The 23,370-nt window shown below is 40.6% G+C and carries 22 protein-coding genes and 3 CRISPR repeat arrays (1 of these 25 cut by a window edge); of the genes, 2 read left to right on the top strand and 20 right to left on the bottom strand.

Going from position 1 to position 23,370, the window contains the following annotated elements; all coding sequences use genetic code 11:
* Window positions 1–253 precede the first annotated feature (253 nt).
* From FO447_RS09955 to FO447_RS09935, 5 genes are all read right to left on the bottom strand, one after another.
* Window positions 254–466: a hypothetical protein gene (locus FO447_RS09955; RefSeq protein WP_118201009.1), complete on the bottom strand. Its 213-nt coding sequence runs from the start codon at window positions 464–466 to the stop codon at window positions 254–256.
* Window positions 463–963: an HAD family hydrolase gene (locus FO447_RS09950; protein WP_200756193.1), complete on the bottom strand. Its 501-nt coding sequence runs from the start codon at window positions 961–963 to the stop codon at window positions 463–465. The genes FO447_RS09955 and FO447_RS09950 overlap by 4 nt, the downstream gene beginning before the upstream one ends.
* A 3-nt stretch (window positions 964–966) precedes the next feature.
* The gene (locus FO447_RS09945) at window positions 967–1,932 is read right to left on the bottom strand and encodes a DNA-processing protein DprA (protein WP_118201011.1); all 966 of its coding nucleotides are present in this window, start codon (window positions 1,930–1,932) and stop codon (window positions 967–969) included.
* Between the two features lie 107 nt (window positions 1,933–2,039).
* Entirely contained in the window at window positions 2,040–2,774 is a 735-nt protein-coding gene (locus FO447_RS09940) for a phosphoribosyltransferase (RefSeq protein WP_200756192.1), read from the bottom strand.
* 55 nt (window positions 2,775–2,829) lie between these two features.
* Window positions 2,830–3,366 (bottom strand): phosphoribosyltransferase, encoded by a 537-nt coding sequence (locus FO447_RS09935; RefSeq protein ID WP_200756191.1) that lies wholly within the window; start codon window positions 3,364–3,366, stop codon window positions 2,830–2,832.
* Window positions 3,367–3,946: 580 nt separating this feature from the next.
* Window positions 3,947–4,798: direct repeats of the CRISPR family, unit length 37 nt; unit sequence GTACGAGACCATTGTCCACTACAATAAGGATTAAGAC.
* A 216-nt stretch (window positions 4,799–5,014) separates the two neighbouring features.
* Here FO447_RS09935 and FO447_RS09930 point away from each other — a divergent pair.
* Together FO447_RS09930 and FO447_RS09925 are read left to right on the top strand one after the other, a co-directional pair.
* Window positions 5,015–5,257, top strand: coding sequence for a hypothetical protein (locus tag FO447_RS09930; protein ID WP_200756190.1), 243 nt, complete (start codon window positions 5,015–5,017; stop codon window positions 5,255–5,257).
* A 95-nt stretch (window positions 5,258–5,352) separates the two neighbouring features.
* Window positions 5,353–7,314, top strand: a complete 1,962-nt coding sequence (locus tag FO447_RS09925) for a hypothetical protein (RefSeq protein ID WP_200756189.1) — start codon at window positions 5,353–5,355, stop codon at window positions 7,312–7,314.
* A 753-nt stretch (window positions 7,315–8,067) separates the two neighbouring features.
* On the opposite strand, the gene FO447_RS09920 is transcribed toward FO447_RS09925, so the two are convergent.
* From FO447_RS09920 to cas1, 15 genes are all read right to left on the bottom strand, one after another.
* Window positions 8,068–8,643 (bottom strand): hypothetical protein, encoded by a 576-nt coding sequence (locus tag FO447_RS09920; protein WP_200756188.1) that lies wholly within the window; start codon window positions 8,641–8,643, stop codon window positions 8,068–8,070.
* 11 nt (window positions 8,644–8,654) lie between these two features.
* The gene (locus tag FO447_RS09915) at window positions 8,655–9,644 is read right to left on the bottom strand and encodes a penicillin-binding transpeptidase domain-containing protein (RefSeq protein ID WP_200756187.1); all 990 of its coding nucleotides are present in this window, start codon (window positions 9,642–9,644) and stop codon (window positions 8,655–8,657) included.
* Window positions 9,645–9,881: 237 nt separating this feature from the next.
* Window positions 9,882–10,946, bottom strand: coding sequence for an A1S_2505 family phage non-structural protein (locus FO447_RS16340; RefSeq protein ID WP_437182720.1), 1,065 nt, complete (start codon window positions 10,944–10,946; stop codon window positions 9,882–9,884).
* 74 nt (window positions 10,947–11,020) lie between these two features.
* A complete protein-coding gene (locus FO447_RS09905; RefSeq protein WP_200756186.1) occupies window positions 11,021–11,428 on the bottom strand; it encodes a DUF6717 family protein in 408 nt (135 codons plus the stop codon).
* 451 nt (window positions 11,429–11,879) lie between these two features.
* Entirely contained in the window at window positions 11,880–12,728 is an 849-nt protein-coding gene (locus FO447_RS09900) for a hypothetical protein (protein WP_200756185.1), read from the bottom strand.
* Window positions 12,729–13,265: 537 nt separating this feature from the next.
* Window positions 13,266–13,958: a CRISPR direct-repeat array (repeat unit 37 nt; unit sequence GTACGAGACCATTGTCCACTACAACAAGGATTAAGAC).
* A gap of 713 nt (window positions 13,959–14,671) precedes the next feature.
* The gene (locus tag FO447_RS09895; RefSeq protein ID WP_200756184.1) at window positions 14,672–15,352 is read right to left on the bottom strand and encodes a hypothetical protein; all 681 of its coding nucleotides are present in this window, start codon (window positions 15,350–15,352) and stop codon (window positions 14,672–14,674) included.
* A gap of 13 nt (window positions 15,353–15,365) precedes the next feature.
* On the bottom strand, window positions 15,366–16,016 hold the full coding sequence (locus FO447_RS09890) for a murein L,D-transpeptidase catalytic domain-containing protein (RefSeq protein ID WP_200756183.1): 651 nt from the start codon (window positions 16,014–16,016) through the stop codon (window positions 15,366–15,368).
* A 34-nt stretch (window positions 16,017–16,050) separates the two neighbouring features.
* On the bottom strand, window positions 16,051–17,181 hold the full coding sequence (locus FO447_RS09885) for an alpha/beta hydrolase family protein (protein WP_200756182.1): 1,131 nt from the start codon (window positions 17,179–17,181) through the stop codon (window positions 16,051–16,053).
* Between the two features lie 23 nt (window positions 17,182–17,204).
* Window positions 17,205–17,684, bottom strand: a complete 480-nt coding sequence (locus FO447_RS09880; RefSeq protein WP_200756181.1) for a hypothetical protein — start codon at window positions 17,682–17,684, stop codon at window positions 17,205–17,207.
* Between the two features lie 362 nt (window positions 17,685–18,046).
* Entirely contained in the window at window positions 18,047–19,144 is a 1,098-nt protein-coding gene (locus FO447_RS09875; protein WP_200756180.1) for an RNA-binding domain-containing protein, read from the bottom strand.
* A gap of 125 nt (window positions 19,145–19,269) precedes the next feature.
* Window positions 19,270–19,509 (bottom strand): hypothetical protein, encoded by a 240-nt coding sequence (locus FO447_RS09870; RefSeq protein WP_200756179.1) that lies wholly within the window; start codon window positions 19,507–19,509, stop codon window positions 19,270–19,272.
* Between the two features lie 179 nt (window positions 19,510–19,688).
* Window positions 19,689–19,997: a hypothetical protein gene (locus FO447_RS09865; RefSeq protein ID WP_200756178.1), complete on the bottom strand. Its 309-nt coding sequence runs from the start codon at window positions 19,995–19,997 to the stop codon at window positions 19,689–19,691.
* Between the two features lie 154 nt (window positions 19,998–20,151).
* Window positions 20,152–20,616, bottom strand: coding sequence for a CRISPR-associated endonuclease Cas2 (gene cas2 / locus FO447_RS09860; protein ID WP_200756177.1), 465 nt, complete (start codon window positions 20,614–20,616; stop codon window positions 20,152–20,154).
* Entirely contained in the window at window positions 20,613–21,659 is a 1,047-nt protein-coding gene (locus FO447_RS09855) for a CRISPR-associated primase-polymerase type B (protein ID WP_200756176.1), read from the bottom strand. The genes cas2 and FO447_RS09855 overlap by 4 nt, the downstream gene beginning before the upstream one ends.
* A gap of 1 nt (window position 21,660) precedes the next feature.
* Window positions 21,661–22,638, bottom strand: coding sequence for a CRISPR-associated endonuclease Cas1 (cas1, locus tag FO447_RS09850; protein WP_200756175.1), 978 nt, complete (start codon window positions 22,636–22,638; stop codon window positions 21,661–21,663).
* Window positions 22,639–23,128: 490 nt separating this feature from the next.
* A CRISPR array of direct repeats spans window positions 23,129–23,370; the repeat unit is 37 nt; unit sequence GTACGAGACCATTGTCCACTACAACAAGGATTAAGAC; it runs 958 nt beyond the window's last position.

The following is a 23,370-nucleotide window of genomic DNA, read 5'->3' as shown; positions in this document are numbered from 1 at the left end:
AGGCAAGAAATCATGATACTTCTCGCTAATTTATGATACTTCGATGATACTTCTTCCTCCGTTTTTAGAGAAGTCTAATTTTGTTAATGCGCTGTGTATTAATGTTATAACCATCAATTTTCAAGGTGGAATGATACTTTGATACTTTTTTCGAGGAAAAACTTTTTTGCGTACGATGGTTGTTTGATTTTTTTAAGGATGAAGCATTTATGTGGGTGCATCATTTTCATGGTACCGCCGGGTGCTGTGGAATCTACCAGATTAAAGTCGTGTTGAGGTTATCTACTTTAACCATGAAAAGCTCCCTGGCATAGCATGTTGGAATTGCTATGCTGGGGAGCTTCTTTGCTAGTTGTTTTTTTTCAGTTAGTGGTATTTTTTTGTTGTAAAAGGTTCCATTAGGAAAGGGTATGCCTAGTGGAACCTGATGAGAGGATACCATATTCAATGAATTTGCTATATTCATTGTATGTATGGAAGTATCTTCAGTGGTGAGCCAATTGCTTTATCGTATGCTGTACCAAGTAGCATACTCCTTTCCTTGGTTCCCCAGAGGCATGCGATGGCTTTTATGCCAGCTCTTTTAGATGCAATCATGTCTATAGCCCTATCTCCAAAGCTCAGAATATCTTCAGCTTTCTCATTCATCAGCTCCAATGCCTTTAGCATAGGTGCAGGATGGGGCTTGACGGGATGGGCATCATGGTAGCCAACGATGAAACTTGCTGGAATCTGGTAATAGTCAACGATTCTTTCCACATAGGGACGTGGTGAACTGCTGACTATCGCCATCTTGATACCTTGGGCTTTTATTTGGTCAAGGACTTCTTGGATTCCTGCATACATGGAGGTATATGGGATAAGTCTATATGCCTCGTGCCAGTTTCTCGTCTTTCTGGCATTTTCCAGTGTAGTGGTATCAACAAGAGTTAAGTCCAGGTCAAAAATTACTCCTTTAATCATAGCCTAGAATAATGATTTTTTGATTTTTGGTTTGTTGATTCTTTCTACTGATTCTCTGATGATGGCAAGGGCTTCATCGAATGAACCTGAGGTCAGGGCATGGGCTTTTCCTTCTTCAAGGAACACTCTGTTGCCCTCTGCTTTTCCGCCAGTTTGTCCATTCATGTTCTTGTACCGGATCATGAAGAGAGGCTTTTGGGCTTTGATGGTGGCGTTTACTGCATGCATGGTTCCTCCTCTGAGACTTGTCTGGATGACGAGGGTTGCGTATGAGAGTCCTGCCTGCAGTCTGTCACGTTCCACTAGGGTATAGCGATTTCCTCTTTGTCCTACCGGATACTCTGAGAGCAGCAATCCGCCGTTCTCAACGATGTTCTTGGCCAGTTCTAGGTTTTCCTTTGGATAGATGGATTCCCAGTCCAAGCCGTTGGCAAGGAATGCCGTGGTGGTTCCCTTCACGTTCAATGCTCCTTGGTGACCAGTGGTGTCGCATCCTATAGCAAGGCCTGATACGATGTTGAACCCTTCTGCAGCGAACTTTTCTGCGAAGTAGATTCCTGCTTGCGTTCCTGCTTCTGTTGGTTCTCTTGTGCCGATGATGGCAATACCCGGCATTTGCAGGGCTTTGATGTTTCCTCTGTAGAACAGAAGTAACGGTGCATCTGCATTGCCATCCTCATTGATGGTCTCACGTAGGATTTGAGGGAAAGCATCTTCGTAATAGGAGATAATGCCTACACCGCATCTCTCTGCATCGTTGATGATGGTCATTGCCTTTCTGTTGGCTTCGTGGAGATCTGTAGTAGTGAACTTTTCGAACTTCTTACCTTTGAGAGTTGTCCAGAAGTCACACAGATCCTTGATGGTTTGTACTTGGGACGGTGCTACTTCGGCTATGGAGAGAACGGTTTTGTTTCCACAGCCCTTGAGGTTTTTCAATGTCAGTATGAGTTCTGTATTGAGTGCCATATTTATTTGTTATTATTTTTGTTGTTACTCGACTGAAAAAGTAGTTTTTTTTATATCCAAACATCTTGGAAAAATACTTGCTTTTACAGCTGTTTGTCTTCTTTGTGTTAGTCGATGTTCCAGTAGGCGTCAGGATCGCCGTCGAAGACATCGTCTATGTCTTGGTCGCTCCAACCTTCTACGTCTTGAGCATATGAACCATTGTAGTTGTCGTATGTTTTTTCTTCCTCGTAGTAGTCTGCTGGATCGTAGTCGTCTTCTTCCTCGTAGTAATCTGCTGGATCGTAGTCGTCTTCTGGATCGTAATCGATCATCGGATTGTAATGGGGATGGTAGTCTGGGTTGATGGTTTTTGCCAGGAACAATCCTGTAATGCTTGCTGCTCCCATGGATTTCAGCTTTTCTGCCACCATTTCGAAGGTTTTTCCTCTGGTGATGATGTCATCAATGACGATGATTTTCTCGCCTGTAATTCTACTGGTGTTGAAGCCGAAGCCTTCGATTGGGTTACCGGACTTTCCTGTGAGGTGACCTGCTTCATGGTCGTGCTCATTGTAGATGGCATCGATGACTACCTTGTAGCCTGCAGCCAGGATTGCTTCTGCAAGCTTTTGGTAGCGGGTCACTGTCTTGCTCTTGGTTGATGCAGGGATGAAGCAGATGCTCCAACCTGTTTTCTCGCCATTTGTTATTTCCTGTATCTTGTTCAGGAATCCACTCTTAACTTCGTCGTTGAGGTAGCCGTCTTTGAAGTTATAGCAAGTCTGACGGTCTGCCAACTGCTGGGCATTTGCCTGGTATCTCACTGGGAGATAATTTTTGATATAATGATAATTGTACATACTGATTATTTTTTATGATTTTTATATGTTTTAATCTATGTTGTTTTCTGATGGGCTATGCTGAATGTCTTACCCAGTCTGGATTGATTGTTTTGGCGAGGAAGAGTCCTCTTACCATGTTCGCACCATTTCTGATGAGCTTATCGGTTGTCTGCATGAATGTCATGCCTCTTGTGATGATGTCATCTATGAGGATGATGTTTTTGCCGGCAACGTCGCTTGTCTTGATGTTGAAGTTCTCTGCCGGGTTTGTCTTCTTGCCTGTGATGTGGCCTGATTCCTGGTCCAGGATTGGCAGGATGGTATGGTAGTCGCAGGCAATTCCTGTTTCCTTCTCGATGAAGGCTGCGAGCTTTTGGTAGCGGCAAGCTGTCTTGTGGTGTGTGGATGCTGGTATGAAGCATACTCTCCAGTTGTAGCCACCTATTTCGTTTTTCATTTCCTTGATGCATTCTACGATTGTGTTCATCAAGCTAAGGCTGCAGTAGCCGTTTTTGAAGTCGTAGATAACTTCTCTGTCATTCTCTTGTTTCATTGTTGCGGAGTATCTCTTTGGGAGGTATTCCATGAGGTAGCGATATTCGTAATTCATATTCTTTAATTTTAATGGGTTTAACTTCTTGTTCCTGTTTTCGTTTGCAAAAGTACTGTGGGAGTTTGAAATGGTATTTCACTCACTCAATTTTCCCTTTTTTTGCTACTTTCTTTTGTTTTATGCCATTTTTATGAATGGATACAACTGTGTCGCTAACAACTTAACCATAGCGGCTTTGGTTTTTCTGGGTGCAAAGGTAGGAGAACATCGTGAAATGATATTTCACTGGCTCATTTTTCCTGTTTTTTGTTGTTTAGGGTGCATATAATACCTTATTATATATATGTGAGGAATAGTTTTTTGTAGTTTGATTTGTTGGTTTATGATATTGTGATGGTGTAGTTTACTTTTATGCTGAAGAGTGCTTTTTGGGTTAACTCTTTGATTTGTTGTTAACAACACTAAATTGTGAGGTCTAGAAGGCCTAAATATTTAAGAATAATTGGCTTGCATATCTCAGAAAAAAGTCGTACCTTTGCACCCGCTAAGGAATAGTTAATTTTCGGTTAAGAAAAGTTAATATTTCTTTAGTAAAGTTCTTTAACTTACTGATAATCAGTATAGTCTTATAAGGTTGGTACGAGACCATTGTCCACTACAATAAGGATTAAGACAAGTGTCGCCATCTTCATAACGTTCAATAGTGACAGAAGTACGAGACCATTGTCCACTACAATAAGGATTAAGACAAAATTAATAATAAAGAAAGAGGGAAATCCAAGTGGAGTACGAGACCATTGTCCACTACAATAAGGATTAAGACTCGTATTTGCACATATAGTCCAGCTTAGTGAACTGTACGAGACCATTGTCCACTACAATAAGGATTAAGACCCAGAGAAATAGAAAGCGTGCAAAGGCATCACCAAAGTACGAGACCATTGTCCACTACAATAAGGATTAAGACATTGTATCAAGAATATCTCTAAAATTAGGATTATCTATGTACGAGACCATTGTCCACTACAACAAGGATTAAGACTTCATATAGCGCAAATCGTTATGGAAAACCAGCTTGAGTACTAGACCATTGTCCACTACAACAAGGATTAAGACTTTAATTAATTAAATTGTAAAACATGTTTATTATCTGTACGAGACCATTGTCCACTACAATAAAGATTAAGACTGTGCTGCCTGCCCTGTCATCATGTTGGCAGGAATTGGTACTAGACCATTGTCCACTACAATAAGGATTAAGACAGATTATACCAATCAATGACAACATTCTTCATCACACTGTACGAGACCATTGTCCACTACAACAAGGATTAAGACATCTGTGAGGCAGACATTGCTGAATGGTTTACCTGACGTACGAGACCATCTTCCACTACAACAAGGATTAAGACGCATTGTTACATGCAAACTTCATTTCTTCCAATGAAGTTAGTACGAGACCATTGTCCACTACAACAAGGATTAATTTGAACTGCCTACGTGCTAAAGACTTGTGGACAGTTCAACGTGCTTTTTTCTTAGAGATACTTTTTAAGGGGGTACTGAAATAGATTTCTTTTAAAGAAATGGCCTCATTTTCAAGTATTTTGAGGAATTATCAGTAAAATTCCTAACGAAAAGTTGGTATTCTATTATATTTTTAATACTTTTGTACCTTTGTATAAAAGTGCTTAAACTTATAATAATGAATAGATATATTTTCAATGAATGGTTAAACAGGCGAAATGTTCTGGTAATCCCTTTGCTCTGGGTTGGTGCTGCTTTGACATCTGCTCAGGTTGGGCTTAACTGCTTGTACTCTTTTCTTCTTATGGTGTTGGCTGTTTATGTGGCTAGCAAGGATGGTATTTGGCTTAAGTCAGATAATTCTGAAGTGAGGAACGTGTTTCTGGTAGCTATGTATTCTATGTTTGACAAGAAAGATTAAACTGTTTTATATGGACTTTTACTGTTAACTATGTGAGTTTCTTTGATGGTTTCTATGTCAAGAAATTCAAGAACAATGAAATATAAAAAAGAATTATGTATACTATTGATACATCGATATACAGATTATTAGGCGATAAGCTGATAACAACGTTTACTTACAACAAACTGTGGGCTCTTTCACTGTTCACTGTTGGAGACATTCAGGCTATGGGGATAAAAAAGTTGTGGGCAATACCAGGGATAGGATTGAAGGTTATCAATGATGTAGAGCATGTTTTTGCTACGATTAATTCTCAAGATCCTCTTTTGGAGGTAAAGCAATTTTGTGGTGATGAAATCATGCAAAAGATGGTCATCTGTTATGCTCATTTATGTGAGAATGCTGAAGATAGCAAGGAATTTCAGGCAATATTCCCTTCTTCGTTAGATATACTGAAGTTCATTTGTATGAAGGGATCTCACTTAATGTCGATGGTGGATAATTATCCTAGGGCAGCTTCATGCCTATATGTTTTCTTACTTTGTCTGGAATATTTGATGCATGATCTTCATAACGAGTTTAGTTTTTATGTTCAAGATAATGCTAAGCAATATATGCATAAGGTGGGTAAAGATGCATTGGGAACGTTACTTTATTCTCGTCTTTCTAATAAGAACAGGTTCTTGTTGGAATTGCATTATGCTGTCTTTAAAAAGAACTTTAAAGGGCTAGATTTTGTCCAAATATTTCCTTTCGTAGAGGATAGATTGACATATGAAGTTGAAATGTTCCAATCATGGACATATCATAGCTTTAATAAATTATATCGTTTTGACATTGAATATAAACTTGAACATTCCTTGAACGATCATTATCCGTTTTCTTTGCTTGATTTTCTTGTAGAGGCATATACATCCATAGACTTTGAACATACCTGTTTATGCACAATAGGATTGTTTCCATTCATGACGGATAAAAAGGTATCCTTTGTGATTGATTTTCATCGGGCAAATGGTTATTATCCGATGTTCACTCTTTTTACGGATTATCTGAATAGTGGAATGTGGAATGAAAGAAGGTGTTTTTTCTTAGAATATAGAGGAATCGGGACAGAAAGAAGAACTCTTCAGGAGTTAATGAAAGCCTACAATATAAAATCATATAAACTTAAGAAGTATCTTTTTTTCCCTATAGGGGAGAATACTGAACCAATTACACAGGATGAACATTGGAAATATTACGACTTTTTGTATGAAATGCCGTTTATTGGATTCTATTCGCCTATTTGTAAGAATATCTTGGAAAAAGAGCATTTGCAGGATGTCATTGGGCTGATGGAACTGGTATTTTTGAGAAATTCTTGCTATCCTTTAAATAAGCAGTTTCGAAAGTACAATTATCAAGATAGATTTATATTGGTTAATGCATGTCTGTTTGATACAAAAGAAATAGCCAAGCTGGTTGAGAAGATGAAAGAACTGTTGGCTACCACTCGTTTCAAGGATGAGCATTATCAGGCTAGTATGTTTTTAAAGGAGTTGGATATTCAGAAATTAGGTGGTAAGGAGCATTTCATTTCTTTCTTTACTTATCTGATGTTGGATATCTTTGGATTGAAAGTGGATCGTGAAGGTGGTTTTGTGGCTGAAAGAAACAAAATCTCCGTTACTTATGAGCTACTGGATATACTGAAAGAAAGAGGTAAACCTATGAGAGCGGAGGAAATTAGAGACATTTTTCTAAGAAGGTGTCCTACTTATCGTCATCTTACGGTTAATACCATCCGCGTTTATTTGCTTAAAATGAAGGAAGTGAAATCCATTGGATTGTCAGGCTACTATGGGTTGGCGTCTTGGGAGCATATCTATTGGGGGACGATGGTAGACAAAATTTATGAGGTGTTGTCTCTGGCCGGTAAGCCATTGCTTCTTAGCGAAATTTATCAGCAAGTGAAGGTGTTTTTCCCAAATTCAACGAAATCGTCCATTGAAGCTAGCATGAGACTGGATGCAAGGCATCGGTTTAAATATGACGTAGAGGGACACGTATATTTTTTGGTAGATCATTCTACTTAACTTCTCATTACTGTAAAGTACGATACCATCGGCCATTACAACAAGGGATGATTCCTGTTCGATAATTCCACTATAGCTTAATGTCGATGGTGTTTTTCTTTTAAATGTAGAGATAAATTGATATAATCCAAAAGGAATATTCAAATATTACAAAAGATTAACGCTTCAATGTGTTGGGATTTCAATGGAAAAATATAACTTTGCAATTGCGAAAGTGTTGGATTGAGGGAGAGGGTCATAGCTACGTTCTCATTTTTACCGCCAATGTTTTGCATGGCAGTTGGATATTCGCAATGAATGAGATTGCGCAGAAATGCCAACTGCATAAAAGAAAGGTTTGGAGCGACAGCACCTGCTCCAACGAAAGGCAGCCTAGGGGGTACGATGGTAGCTGCGCCTTTCTACCTTTGGTTTGTGAAAGAGCTTTGTCACTTCTCAATTAAGTAGGTGTAGTGTTCATACTCTTACATCTGGCCAAAGATTCTTTCTTTTTTACTTGCTTGAGGTTCTTGAAGGGTTCTGCTTTGGCACAATTATGGGGAGTTCTTTCGTTTTAGGTATGCTTGCTTACGAGCAGTCCATTCTGTAGGGTACACCTAATAGGGGCATACCCTAAGAATAGATCTTACCAGTTCTTAGATAACTGAACTGTAGAGTGATGATAGTTTGCTTTGTATTCTGGGTACTGTATGGTTATTACAGAACATTTGCGACAAAATTATAAATAAAATATTTGCCTTACCATAGGATATCTCAGTTCTCTGTATTTTGTGGAACGATTTCTTCACGCAGCCTGTTATGAACTGTGAAAAAATCATTCAATAGCGCCATTAGGTATTCTTTCACATGAGGGATTTCCTTGGTCAGAATGCACTGGCGTTTGGAATGGAGAACAAATTTCTGTCCTTCTTCTTCTATGGTATAAAAAATAGTTGTTCCACACCAGCTGTTGATAGTGTTAATTGCCTTACGTACATTGGACATTTGTTCTAGATCATCCAATGGAACAATATACCACCTTGGATCCCAAATATCAATGAAGAAACTCTCGTTGGTGGCATCAATGATGAAATGTTCTCCCTGATACTGAAAATATAAGCGGTTTTCGTCCTCTTCTTCAACAGATACCTCACAGTTTAACTGCTTCAGTAGCTCTATGCACAAATCCTTGGTGTGTGGAGGTTCTTCCTGCTTTTCTTCCTGCTGTATGTTTGCAGAAGCCTCAGGTTGTGTGCTGCCGGCTGCCCCTTGTTCTGTTGGCTTTACTTTTCTTCGAGTAAAGAAATAAGTACAAGCTACAATCACAATTGTTGAAATAATTGTTTCCATATGTATGGTTTTTATTTGATGTTTTTTTCCAATAACTCTGCTATCTTTCTGAAAGTTTCTCCTGCCATGTTTCCTCCAGGAGCTGGTGTCCCTGGTCTCTTATAGCTGACGAATACCGTGTATTTCGGTTTCTCGATAGGGAAGTAGCCGCAGAAGTCTGCATAGATGCCATCTTCCGTATGGATACTTCCTGAGATGCCAGCCACATTGACCATTTTTGATTCTGCCTTCTTGCCCAATCCGTTTGTGACGAAGAATCTAAGTGCTTTCTGCATAGATTCAATATTCTTCTTCTTGGCTATCAAAGAGTCTACTACGATGGCAGAACCCTCCTGCATTTTTGGACTAACCATCTTTCCTCCATTGGCAATGGCATTGAAGAAACTTACCATGCTGGTTGGTCTTCTATGATGGAAGCCTAGAGCATAAACAGGCCAGGAACCTTTGAAAGTAGAATCCTTCTCCAATCCCATTTGCTGTAGCTTTTGCAAGAAAACATCTTTATTTTGGTAAGCCACATCTACAGCCTTGTCAATGGCAATACTGGAATTGTATGCCAGCCCCTGCAGAAGCGTCAGTTCTCCATATCCACCTTTTCGCCAGTTATGGTCATAGATGGTATCCTGTCCGATAACATCAATACCAGTATAAGTATTGAAAGTATCATCCAGCGATACATTTCCTGTTTCCAGGACAGCAAGAAGGGATGCCCCTCTGAAAAGGAAAGTTTCACGGGCCTTGGAGAGTAGGGTGGTGTCCTCTACTACTTTTCCTTTATCTTCCTTCCATCCTACTACTGCCCGGAGATTACCTGTGGAGGTCTCCATGACGATTACCATACCTTCTTGAGCAGCAAACTCCTTCATATCCTGCTTTACAATGCTGTCAACAGAGTTCTGCAACTGAAGATTGATGGTGCTTTCTGGAAGTTGTTTAGCAGTGCAAGCAGAGAATACTGTTACGATAAGCATTATGAATGCAGCAAAAAATATTTTTTTCATTATGTCACATTTTTATGATTGTTACTACCATTTTCTTTTTTTGTTACAACTTTACATATCCTGGTCTTATTGTTTAAAATAACCAATGTTCTCTAATAAGAACTTTTCTAAAAGGATTATCTTTATTCTCACATTGTGCATTAAATAATAGCATACAAGAGCGAAATTTGATTACATCATTTCCAAATACTTCATACGCTAAAACGTCCAATCGTCACCTTTGTCATTATTTTATTTTTAAAAGAAAACATCCAATACTTCCTCAAACACATCATTCGGACTTACTCTATTGAAGAGATTCATAGAGGTGTTGAGCTTCATCACGTCAACTCCGCTTCCCATGATGTATTCGATGTCCTTACCCTTGTGAAGCAGGAGCGCCTTGCAGCATTCACGGAGTCTTTCACCCAGAATTTCATGTTCAATATAGGCTCTGGCTTCACCCTCGCCATCCAAACCATAGTAGTTTGCGTTGTAGCTATGACCGAGTCCTTTCTGCTGTGGAAAGATATACCATATCCAATGGCTTTGCTTTCGTCCTTCCTTCAGTTCTCTCAAAGCCTGGTTATAGGCAAACTCCTGAGCATCCAGGAAACGTAAGAGATCATAGTGTGGCTGCTGAACCTTAGGCCATCCGATGATGTCCCAGAACTCAGAAGGAAGGCACACATTCTCAAGATCGTAACATCTTTCAAACAGAGGAGCCATTTCTTCTGGAGAATATCCGGCGATACCGCAACCAATCAATGTCACAAAGAATGTTTTGTCAGGGTGATTCTTGGCAAACTCGATGAATTCATCCACATCCTTTTTCATAGCTTCCATACCACTCATTGAATCGATGGCGTAACTCATTCCCTGCAAACCATGTCCCTGTCCTCTGATAGCACCGAACTTCTCCAGGGCTGTTTTTGCCGCACCACCATCATGATGTCCCATGGCGTTAGAGCCGAATACAAAGATTTCACCAGCGGCAAGACGGCTGATGAGATGAGGGGTAACGCGAGTCTCTAGATTATTCGGTGACTTATCCAGTTTCGCAAGCTCTTCAGCTTCCACCACAGGAACCATCTTCTTCCATTCCTCCAGGAACTCTTTCATGTCGTATTTTAAGTTCTGAAGTTCAGAAGGCTTATATACGCCACTTTTCGCTACGTATTCTGCCACCTTTTTCTTCACCGTTGCCTCGGTCTTGAACTTTGCCATTTCCTTTGGATTCAACTTAAAGGTAAACGACTTATAGGTCTTCTTACCGTTGACCATTTCAAACTTGATAACTGAAATCTTTACTTCCTTACTCATTTTTATTATCTTTTAGTTATCTATTAATACCATTATCCCTTGAAAGGTAAACATGGTAGACTATTCTCTCCTGTTTATGTACGATGTAACTTCTGAGAGTTAGAGACATAAATTCGTTTTGGGTATTTACCAAGTACGAACAATGTAACCGGGCAAATCCAAACCTCCTTTGTGAATCCCTCTAAATTGGAAACCTTGTAGGTAGCACCACCAAAGATTCTGTAGTATTGTCTGGTAAGACAGATATCTGTAGATTCTTTCTGTTCGTAAGATACACGGACAGTGACCAATCTAGACTTGAAAGTCTCCAACAGATGGTTAGCTCCAGCAACCATCTGCAAGTTATGATGATGTCCAGCCCAAGGCATTTTAATATACCATAGGTTATCACTCTCTTTTTCGAAAGTAAGAACATACTGACGAGTTCTCAAAGACTTCACCATAGCCTTTACTAAAGTTGCAAACAATTTAAAATAATTCATTTTCTTATTCTTTGTTTATGTTTAATTGTTAATCATCTATATGAAGAGTTGGTCAAGTCACATAGATTCTGTAACTTTTAAATTACAGAACTACTGTATTTATGAATACAGTGCTTGATCTATATATGGACATCTTTAATGATGTAGTTGTTTTTGCTGTTGCAAAGGTAACAAAATGTTTCGAGAAAATACTATTTGAGGTGATAATTTTATTCTTGGTATTCCAAAAAGGTAAATATCACCCCAATAAGAGGTATTGCTCGTATGTCGAGCGGACTTATTGCAATGCATTCGGCTTGAATCAAACGCATTGGTTGGCTCCAGCTAAATGTCTCATTTGCCACGTGCTACTTTGGTGAACATGGAAGATGGCTATAGTCACTGATTCCTGTTACATTGGCAACGCTGGCAAGAATACTCCATATATTTCTCTTTGTTCTTTTTAAATGGCTTAGCAACAAGTCTGCATTTGGGGAATCATGGAATCTATCGCTGGATGATTCTGAAAGTTGGATTTGTGCCCGATATGCCACTTGTTGCAGTAGTTGCATTTGTAAGCTGTCATCTCTTTGGAATCATATGGGTGATTAATCTTCCATTGGGCTATAGCCTTTTGTGCAGATTCTTCGTTTTTGTACCCCATCTTTTTTTTGAGGACTAATTCGTTGGTGATAGGATCTTTCTTCCATTTCCAGTGGGTGGACTCGCCTCTTCTTGTGTTTCTAGTCTTTTCCTTCTGTCCGATGTTGTACAGTTGGAAGGCTGTGGCTCTGTCCATCCAGTACTTCTCTCTGTTGCTGGTCTTATAGCCTTCATCCTTCTTGTGCATCCGGTGATAGGCCTGGCACATTCTCTTCTCCACGATGCGTCTTACCTTTTTGGAGTCATGTGGAGCTTCCGTCTCAATGTCGAAGTTACGGAGCAGCATTCCTTTCTTGAACTTGAGCTTCTCCTTGAAGATTTTCTCTGTCTCCTTCTTGAAGCGTACATCCTGGCCATTCAGGACAACTCTGTTTCCATCCATTTTCACTAGCATGGTTGTGAGGTCTTTCTCTTTTGCTGCTTCCATGTTCATGAGTTTCTGGATGGCATTGAGTACGCTCTTGACGTTGAAGTTCACTCCGATGATGCTGTCTCTGATGTACTTGATCAGGTAGTACTCTTCTATTGTACAGTCATTGTTATGTAGGTACCATCCCAATGTTGCCAGATTCTCAGAGTAATTCCAGCAGTCAATCTTTTGGAAGCGGATGAGGGATGATTCCCAACTAGTTAAAATGTTCTTGATCATTGTATTCATAGTCTTTATTCTTTTTGTTGTGCTCCTAACTTTAACCATAGGTGCTTTGGTTTTCTGGGTGCAAAGGTAAGGGTATATAGTGAAAAGATATTTCACTTGCTCATTTTTCTTGTTTTTTGTTGTTTTTGTATACTTTCAGTTATATGCAGGACTCATGCTTTTTCCTTTATTTATTGGACTTTTATACTGTTTGTTGTTTGACAGATAGGAGGGCTAGGGGCGTGAGAGAAGTTTCTGAAAAGTGAATTTTTGAGTAAGTTTCTCATGCTCTTCTTGGCGACTTGCTTATTGTTTGGCGTTTCTTTTTGTTGATTGTTGAATTTGTAGTCTATAGCGAAGAACGTACAATGGTTAATGGAGCTTAATTTTTGGGCAGAAAATGGCTAAATATTTAATAATAATTGGCTTGCATATCTCAGAAAAAGGTCGTACCTTTGCACCCGCTAAGAAATAGTTAATTTTCGGTTAAGTAAAGTCAATATTTGTTTAGTAAAGTTCTTTAACTTACTGATAATCAGTATAGTCTTATAAGATCGAGTACGAGACCATTGTCCACTACAACAAGGATTAAGACCGCCCGCATCCTTGCGAATCTTGTTCAACTCTTTCAAGTACGAGACCATTGTCCACTACAACAAGGATTAAGACCCCTTTGCATTGAATGTTGCAATATCATCAGTGAGGTACGAGACCATTGTCCACTACAACAAGGATTAAGACGACTGAAATTTTCATACTCTTAATTTTTTTAAATGTTAAGTACGAGACCATTGTCCACTACAACAAGGATTAAGACTCACTCATTCCTAATAGCATGCATCCCATTCGTCTTCCTGTACGAGACCATTGTCCACTACAACAAGGATTAAGACTTAAGTTGTTTATAGAATGTAATTTTACCAGTGTGTACGAGACCATTGTCCACTACAACAAGGATTAAGACAACCATGAATCGTTACCTGTTGTTAAATAACTCGTACGAGACCATCGTCCACTACAACAAGGATTAAGACTCGTTCGCCTGGCTGATAACAGTCTTTCTCAGCAGTACGAGACCATCTTCCACTACAACAAAGATTAAGACTTCACTGATAATCATCGGCATAATCAGGGTCAATGCTGTACGAGACCTTCGTCCACTACAACAAGGATTAAGACACAGCACCGTTTTTGCCTACTGAAATTTTCATAATGTACGAGACCATTGTCCACTACAACAAGGATTAAGACTACCAAACTCCATCAGGAGTAATAGTATATGCTTTGCGGTCAAAGTACGAGACCATCTTCCACTACAATAAGGGATAATCTCTGTTTGATAGTACCTATGTATTTTATTATTGATGGTGTATTTCTGTTAAATGCATTGATCAATTGTTATAAACCAAAAACGTTGGATAGAGGGAGAGGGTGCATAGACTTTCTCATTTTTACCACCAATGTTTTGCATAGCAGTTGGATATTGGCCGGAATTGGGCTGACTGAGAAGTGCCAACTGCATTAAAGAAAGGTTGCTCCCAAGTATGTACGACTAAATGTAGGATATACTTGCATAGTGGCAAATGAGCACTAACCTTGTTGCTTTCATCAGCCTTTCTACCTTTGGTTTGGGAAAGAGCTGTGTCACTTCTCAACTAAGTAGGTGTAGTGTTCATACTCTTACATCTGGCCAAAGGTTCTTTATTTTTCCACTTGGTTGTGGTTTTGAATGAATCTGGAGTGGGTTGATTTAGTGGGGATTTTTTGTTTTTGATATGCTTGCTTTTGAGCAGTCCATTCTTTAGGGTACACCAAAATGGGGCATACCCTAAGAATAGACCTTATCAGTTCTTAGATAATTGAATGTATAGTTATGATAGTTTACTTTGTATTTTGGGTTCTGTATGGTTATTACGGAACTCCTGCGACAAAATTATAAGCAAAATCTTGGTTGGTTTGGACTCTCATTGATTGTCAATGATGTTTTTCAATGACTTTTGGCAATCTTGGCACAGTCCGTTTTTCATGTAGAAAGTATTCTTGCCATGGGCATCCTGCATCAGGCACTTCAAATCATCCTTCTTGCAATGCGGCAAACCGCGAGAATGCAGGAATTCATGGATTGTTACTTTCCATAAGTCATCCTTTCGTTTCAATCGGAAGGTTGAAACCACACAGGCGTCACCTGGCCGGAAACTCAATCCCATGATTCCATAGTTGTATTGTCCATGAATAGAAGTAGAGATGTCTCGATGCGTCAAACCTATCGTTACGATTTCATCATTACCTCCATGCTCTTCATGCAACATTTTCAGGATCCCCCCAGCCCAATACCTGTTTCTTGGTTTGTAGAGACATGAAGCAGGTATTTCTTTCTTGTCTCCAACAAACACAGAAGCTTCTAACCAAGCCCTTGGTTTCGTATAGAGAATGATACCCAATTGCTTCACGAGTTCTTCTCTCAACTGTTCTGCCTCCTGATGTGAGAAATTTCCCAAAGGCTTTAACTCTATGACATAACCCAATGGAGGATCTGCAGGGAGACTATCTCCCATTCCCTCATTGCCATGACTCTGATTTCCATTGGAACAACCTGCTAAAAACAGGATTGAGATTCCAGCTATAAACAATAATAACTTCTTCATAGAATATTCTTTTTTATTTGTATTTTGCATAAATCAATACCGGTCTTCTCCTAGAAGATTCCTTGTATATCTGCATCACTTTCTCCACGCAGCTCCTTGATACAGTAAAGCAGCCACGACTCTCTGTTCCCAGCGGAATATACTCCTTCTCACCGGAGAATCTTGTCACCTTGCCAGCAGAATGGATTAGGATACCGCGGGCTTTTGCCAGATAATTGCTCTTGTCGAGACCTTGAAGGCGAACGCAGTTCTTGAACTTCTTTCCACCTTTTCCTATCATGACATATCTGCCAAGACTCGTGCATCCACTTCCAGGGTTATTGCTGAACTTTGGTTGGGCTGCTGTATTTCCCTTACCACTTCCATGCATGCAATAGCTGCTCATCAGTCTTTTGCCACGCTGCAAATCATAGATAAAGAATCTCTTTTTGCCAGATGGAATGGAGAAATCCACCAGAATATAGTAATCCGTACTGTATCCCCGTCTATCACAATAGTCTCTTACTTGTGTCAGGTTCTCACAATCCACCTGATGATACCACTCTTTAGCATCCACCGTATTCTTAAAAAGCGGTTTTGTGAACCTATTATAAATAGGTGGAACGAAAAGGACACCGATGACAAGCAGGAGTAGGATACCCAATATGATTAAAAACTTTTTCATAATTAACTTGTGCATAATCTAAACTTTGACTTTACTATTCCCTGACGCAAGTCAGATTCATCTGCTGCTTGAGAAACTCGATAATCTCATTGCGCCTGTTTACCAAGACATAATGGTTTTCTTCAGGAACAAAGAACAGCCCTGTATGGACTCCCATCTTGCTGAGCCTGCTGGCCTGGCTTGGCATGAGAAATGAAGAGTTGTCCTCACCACCTCCAATCAGGTTCACGTTACATGGTATCTTCCTCAGTCCTCCAAGATTACAGGAGATAGATGTCAAACTCTTGAAATCCTTTGCATGGGATGAGTGCATGGCAGCCACTATCGCACTACCTCCATTTGAAAGCCCCATCAGGTGAATCTGACGATGGTCGATGTGATAGCCCATTTGCTCCAAGGAAGGTATGTAATAGCTGAAAATCTCATTGATATCACGATTTGTGAAGATGCCACTCATGCTGCGAGTACCGATGCTCAGCACGATGCAGTTGTCCAGGTCCTTCCAGATACCCTGATAGAGTTGCCAGTTGCCCAGGTAGCCATGACAGAATACCACCAGCGGATATTTGAATCCGTTCTCCTTGCTCCATCTTACATTCTCATCTCCTTTAGGGTCGCAGATATACACAGCCCTGTCGCTGGTTCCGAAAGCCTCGTTGAAAGCCTGCACATAGACACCAGACATCGGGTTATCCTTTCCCAGGTTGTCATACGGAGTAAAGAAGTTATGAATCTTTCCATTGGCAATATCCTGATTGGCTTGTGCAATAAGAGTTCCGCCAACGCCCATCATGCTGATTACAGGTCGGGTAATCATCAGGTTTTTTATGCCAAAGTTTACTATCTCTTCTTCAGGAATCAGGGTATTGATGAGATATTGGGTAAGCGGAGGGTGTTTGGTTTCACCATTCTTATCCAGATAAACGAGTCTCACCCTGTCATTAGATTCGATGCGATAACGGGGCATTGCCATCCACAGGCATACGAAGAAGAGCATCCAATAAGGCTTCATCCCCCATTTCTGCATCCATACTGGAAGCATCTCGAAGATGTGTTTCTTCCATACCAGGAAGAGCAACATCAACATGATGGTCTTGTAAAACAGAGAGGCAAACAATGCCCAAGCCACCACGAGTAATACAGATATAATACATTTCTTAGTCATATATTCTTCTTTTGTATGTTGGGTTATTTCGATACAGGAAAACTTATCAGTTCATTGCTGGTCTTCTTGGCAAGTTTGTTGAACCATACTAGCAGAATGATGTTCGATCCTATTAGTGCCATTCCCAGGAAGACAAAGAGGATGATATAAACACTCTGGTAACTCATGTGCCATTGCATCCCCGTCATCTTTGTATAGTTGATGAGTGCTTTATGCTGTGTCTGAAAGCTAAGTCCAATGAATGGGCTGATGAAATTGAACCAGTTGGAGAAGATCAGATATGTATAGCCAAGAATGGAAATTGTTCCTGATATGGTGAACACATCCAGGCCGAATTGCTTGTATCTCTTCCTCATGGGGATGAGAAGCAAGAGGCAGGATAGGATACACACCAGTCCCTGTAGGTATAAGCTCCATGCCACATTGGCTGTGGCATATGAAACTCCAAGACTTTTGGCAATCATAGAAATGATGCCTGCGATTATATCATATAACATTTTCATTGTATATTGTTATTTTTACGTTGTTTCTAATGTTAGAAAATCATGGGTGCAATGATTTTATTTATTACTAAATGTTTTAGAGTACCTTTGCACATCCATATATACCTTTAGCTGGCTAAAGGTAAACATTTCTAGTGCAAAAGTAGATAAAAATGAGCAAACAATGCTACATCCTATCTGTTGATTGTACCAAATGCCTGCTTCTGTGTATGAACTGATGGTACAATCTTTTTCTGATGTTTCTTTTGTTTCAAAGTTTTTACCATCTGTTCTGCTATCTTTTTTTCCAATTGATCTTTTCTGGATTTTTTCCCCTCTGATTATCAGAGGACTGCCTTTGCTTGGGCAGTCCTCCTTATATGTTATGCGGCATTTCTTGTCAGTTTCTTGACCATGTTTACCAGGTCCACTCCTTCAGCAATCATTTTGGCGGAGTCGCACCGGTAGGGGAGTCTGCCACCTTTGCAGATGATAGGATCTCCGTGGTAGTTGATGTCTATAATGAGGATCAGGTCACCATTGTAGTTGTACCAGTTGTATTTGAGGGATGACATGAGCAGGGCATTGTCGTAGGTGTATGACTTGATGAACGGAACCAGCAGGGTATTCTGAAACTGGTCGAGGTTGGCCATCTGTGGATAGTTGGAGGCGATTTCATCCTGGAGTTTGCAAGTCTTATTGGTCTTGTCGTTCACTCCTATGATGAGTTGGCATTGTTTCTGTTCCTCGCTATTGCACATGGCAACGATTGATTCTACGATCTCCTTGAGTTGTGCTCTGTCATCCTTGGTATTGCCTGGTGCATAGAACAGGCTTGCCTTCTTTTCCAGGATCTGTGACTCTACGAAGTCCAATGGGAAGTCTACCATGGATGTAAGTTTCTCTACCTTTTGCTCCTCTGTCATGTTGATAGCTGAGATTACTTTCAGCGTTTCCAATCTCAGGTCCTCTTGAAGTGAAGGCAGCTGTGTGCTGAGTTGAGCCATCAGTTCTGGAAGGCTGTTGGACTGCTTATACGCTTTTGTATCCTTGAGCAGGTAAGTACCATCGATGTTCAGCTTATGTTCCTGATTGTTGTTGACTCCGTAGGTTTCATGGTCAGGGTAGTATGTCTTCTCGTCTTTTTTCACCATGATGACTGTTACGCCGATCTTGAGGTGACCATCTTCCATCATGGATTGTGGAAATGCCGGGAATTTATGCATCACGCTGAATGGGATGTAGATAGTCTTGTCATCTACTTCGATGACATACATGTTGCTGTAGTAGTTGGTAACTTTACCATTGAATTTGTTGAATTTGCACATAGTCTTGATATGTTTTAACTGAATATTTGTATTTTGATTGAAATGATTGATGATTGCTCCTAGCCAGTTTTCCTGTTGCTGGCTTGTCTTGTATGGGGCTCCCAAACCTTTGCATTTATAGGCTGATGTTGCCTGGTGATTTCTGCATTGCATTCTTTTCAAGGCTTGATATACCTGATGGGCATTGATTGGGGCCCAGTCTGCTTCTAGGAAGGGACTTTCTTCTGATGCAGGGTTCCTAACCTGGTAGGAAGCCCTGCTTGGAATGGTGACTTTGCTCATGCTACTAACTGTCTGAAGAGGTTTTCTACGATGTGTGTGAGTACGACGGCTTCTGCCAAGCGGATGAGGAGACCGATGAACATGGAGATGTTCTGATACACTCCATTGCCGAGGATACCCCAGAGTGGGCGGCAGAGGTACCACATGAAGTTACTTGCATTGCCGGTAGCTTTTACCAGGAATGTCAATACATCCAGTAGGATGATGATCCCGATGATAATACTTAAAATTGTCATGATATTTGAAATTTACATATGTCAATAGTGTCGCTAACTTACTTAACCATAGCGGCTTTGGTTTTCTGTGTGCAAAGGTAGGGAAACTCGGTGAAATGATATTTCACTGACTCAATTTTCCTTGATTTTGTCAGTTGAGAGGGTCTCCCTTACCTTATTATATGCGCCTGTGGCATTGTCTAGTGGACGAATCCAGGGACAGAAACGATGAAGCCGTTTTCTCTTTTGCACTCAGGGTGTCCGGTAGCAGGGGCTACCACATCTTCTCTGCCTTTTTCCTTTGCTGCTGCGAGTACCATGGCCGATACGATGAAGGTGGTGTTGGCTTCTGGTTCCGGGAGATTTTCGATCTCTCCGTGTTTAACCTTGCAAATACCGTTTGCATTGAACTTGGTATAGATATCTGCTACTCTTGCATTTCCTTCCGTAGGGAAGCTTGTGCCATCATTCAGGGTGATGGTGTGGGGTGTTAAGTTGATGAATTTCATTGTTCTCTTGTTTTTATTACTTTATATTTATACATTGCTATCCTCCTACAGAAGTGGGGAGAAATAGCTTTCGTTTTATTTCGGGTGCAAAGGTACTTGAACATAGTGAAATGATATTTCACTGGCTCATTTTTCCTTGATTTTGTGTTTAAGCCTAGAAAAACAGGGTGTTTTTGGAATGCAGGATAAGATCGATATCTACTTCCTGACCAATGATCTTCATGGCTCTGGCATAGTCCTCTGATAGTGGGACAATCAGTATGCTGTCGTTGTTATCATACATCTTTTGAATCTCTGTAAGTTTCTGGGCTATGTCTTGAACTTCATCAGATGGCATGTCTGCCATGAAGATGGACTTCTGGACCCTAGTACATCCTTTTTTCAGTAGGAACTTTGCAATCAATGTTCTGACCTTGTTGCTGGTGATGTCGTACATGATGAAGCATATCATATATCCTGGTTTCCTTTCTGCTGAAGAGATGATGTTCAGTATCTGTCTGATTCTTTCCGGTAGGGTGGGGAGCTCGTCTAAATTACCCGTTACTCTACCGATGGTTCCTGTGCCGGATAAGCCGGCCTGACCAATCAGTCTGGTTTCGATGAGATGGTTTCCTTTCATGAGGTATATCTTAGCGTTTGTATGTAATCATTTACCAGTTGCGCCATCATGCCATTGAGTTGCATGGAGGTTCCTCTCTTGGGAGATTCTACCACCGAGTATCCCTTGTGCCCGAAGAACAGGTTGATTTCTGCTTTTAGTTGATGGGTACGGAACATGAGTTTGATGCCGTACTGGATGTTTCTGGTATCATACAGTTCTACTCCTGTTTTTTCTATGGATTGCTTCAGGTCAGTGACTATGTTGGTGATTTCCTCGGGAACATAGATTGGGCGAACTTCCTGGGGCAGTTTCTTCTTTTGGCTCAGTTCGAGTCTTTCTTTGATTCTGTTCATGGTTTCCTGGTCAGGATCCAGCTTCTTTTCTACTGGTTCCAGGTCCTGTACTTGTTTCTCTTGGCTGATGCTTGGCATTTTGTCTTCCTTGATGAACTGGTCCACGCAATCCAGGTCCACATAGTTCTCCAAGTTGACAGGTGTGGCTGTCATGTTAAGGATGGCATGGTCGTCCGCAGGAATGAAGCAGGCTCTGGTCACGTCATTGGTTTTGAGGTCAATGAATGTTTCCAAGTGATGTTCCTTGGCGAAGTCCCAGGCGAACTGCTTGTAGAATGATGAATAGATGTTTTTATCCAGGCATGGTTTGTCGAGCAGGAAGATGAGTTTCAAGCCACAACCGCTAGGAGAGGTGAACATCATGGCGATGCGCTCGTCTTTTGCCAGTTCTGCTTTCAGCTCATCCAGCTGGATGCTCTTCTCGTCCACATGGTCTATGTCTAGGACAAGTGATGATACTGATGAGAAGTTTTCCTTTCTTCTGTAGTCTGGGGCAAAGTGGGCGCAGACAAAGTAGGGGAGTGATTTTTTCATCAGGTTGTATTTGGCACTGTCCATGCGCTGGATACTGCGCAGGACTTCTGTCTGATTTCTGAGTGATGGCTCTGGGTGAGCAATCATCTCGAATAGGTCTATCATATTGATAGATGTCAATTTTTCATTGGCAGCCACGATCTTGGTTCCCAATGATACAGTCTGCTCTTTCATATTAGTAGTGTTTTAATTGTTGTGCGAATTTTTGCATATAGAGAAATATATGGGTTTCTCTGCTTCTGGTCATTCCCTTGATGGATTCATTCTCTGAGAGGTAGTCATTGACTGACTGGATGATGACTCTTCTTCCCAGGGCTTCCAGCCATACTGCTCCTCTTTCGTCTCGGGAGTAGTAGTCCTCTGTTATGATATTTTGTGCCAGCAGGGAATAGACAATATAGTCTATCCATACCCTGTAGAGTTCTATCACATCATAGGAAAGGACGGGTCTTCCATACTCGTCTCTGTGGAGAATGCCTATATAGGGATCTATGCCGCAGCGAATGAGTGCATTCTCAATCTTTCCATACAGGATACCGTATCCGTAGTTGAGCATGGCGTTGGCAACATCTGTAGCCGGATGTTGTGAGCGCTCCTTGAACCGGTATTTCTCAGGAATGAATTGATTCAATGCCCGGAAGTATTCCTTGGAGGCATTGCCTTCATAGGCTCTGAGGTTATTGGCGATTTCTTTTACCGTGAATCCTTCCAGGGCATCTACCTTTGCGATGAGTTTGCTGATTTTGTTGCCAGCTTCCTCAACGATGAGTTCCTTCTGCCCTGTATCTACCTGCAGCATGAGGAGCAGGGTCAGTTGGTTTTGCATCTTTTGGATGATGACCTTTTTGATCCATTCCACTGCATCCTGTGATGCCGTGAATATCAGCTGCCCTTTTCTGATGGTGGAGATGGAACCATATTTGTGGCTCCATACGCATCCCATAACGTTGCCACCTTTGTCGGCCAGCGTGACCCTGATATCATTTTCAATGGCAAGTATCAAGGCGTCGGATGTGAGTACGGCACTCTTGGCTACTAAGATGGAATCCACGTCTTTAACAGGTATGCGATGGCTTCCTGTTGAATTGTTGAGCATGAAAGCTCCATTGTTGATGCTAAGTTTAGCACCATATGAATTTAATACGATCTCCATATGTTTATGGTTTTGATTTCTGGGTGCAAAGGTAAAGCGGGATTTTGAAGTGGTATTTCACTGACTCGATTTTCTAGGATTTTGTTGGTTAGTGGTTGATTTTTACACCTTTTATGGGGTATGGATTATTCGTTCATCACTTTTCTTGTTGTCGTTAGAATCTTTAATGGAGGGGAGTAATGGATATGTAGGATTCATGGTTAATGGTAGGAGATAGCCTTCTTTTTCTGAAGTTTGTTAGTGCTGAATGGTGGGGTGGTGGGTGGTCTTGTCGTTTGTCTTTAGGTTTCTGTCTCCCTATTTGGTTAACAGAGTTAAATTTTTGGGATAAAATGGCTAAATATTTAAGAATAATTGGCTTGCATATCTCGAAAAAAAGTCGTACCTTTGCACTCGCTAAGAAATAGTTAATTTTCGGTTAAGAAAGGTAAATATTTGTTTAGTGAAGTTCTTTAACTTATTGATAATCAATAATGTCTTATAAGGTTGAGTACGAGACCATTGTCCACTACAACAAGGATTAAGACTGGATACGCCCTTCTCCTCAAGATAAGACGCACAAGTACGAGACCATTGTCCACTACAACAAGGATTAAGACATTTTATCATCATAGTCATCAGTAAACTCTACATGATGTACGAGACCATTGTCCACTACAACAAGGATTAAGACTATTCATAATAAGTTCTCCTTATTTTAAAAATTAATGTACGAGACCATTGTCCACTACA

It is taken from the genome of Segatella copri (genome assembly GCF_015074785.1).
Lineage (GTDB): Bacteria > Bacteroidota > Bacteroidia > Bacteroidales > Bacteroidaceae > Prevotella.
This window is presented reverse-complemented; position numbering and strand designations above follow the sequence as displayed.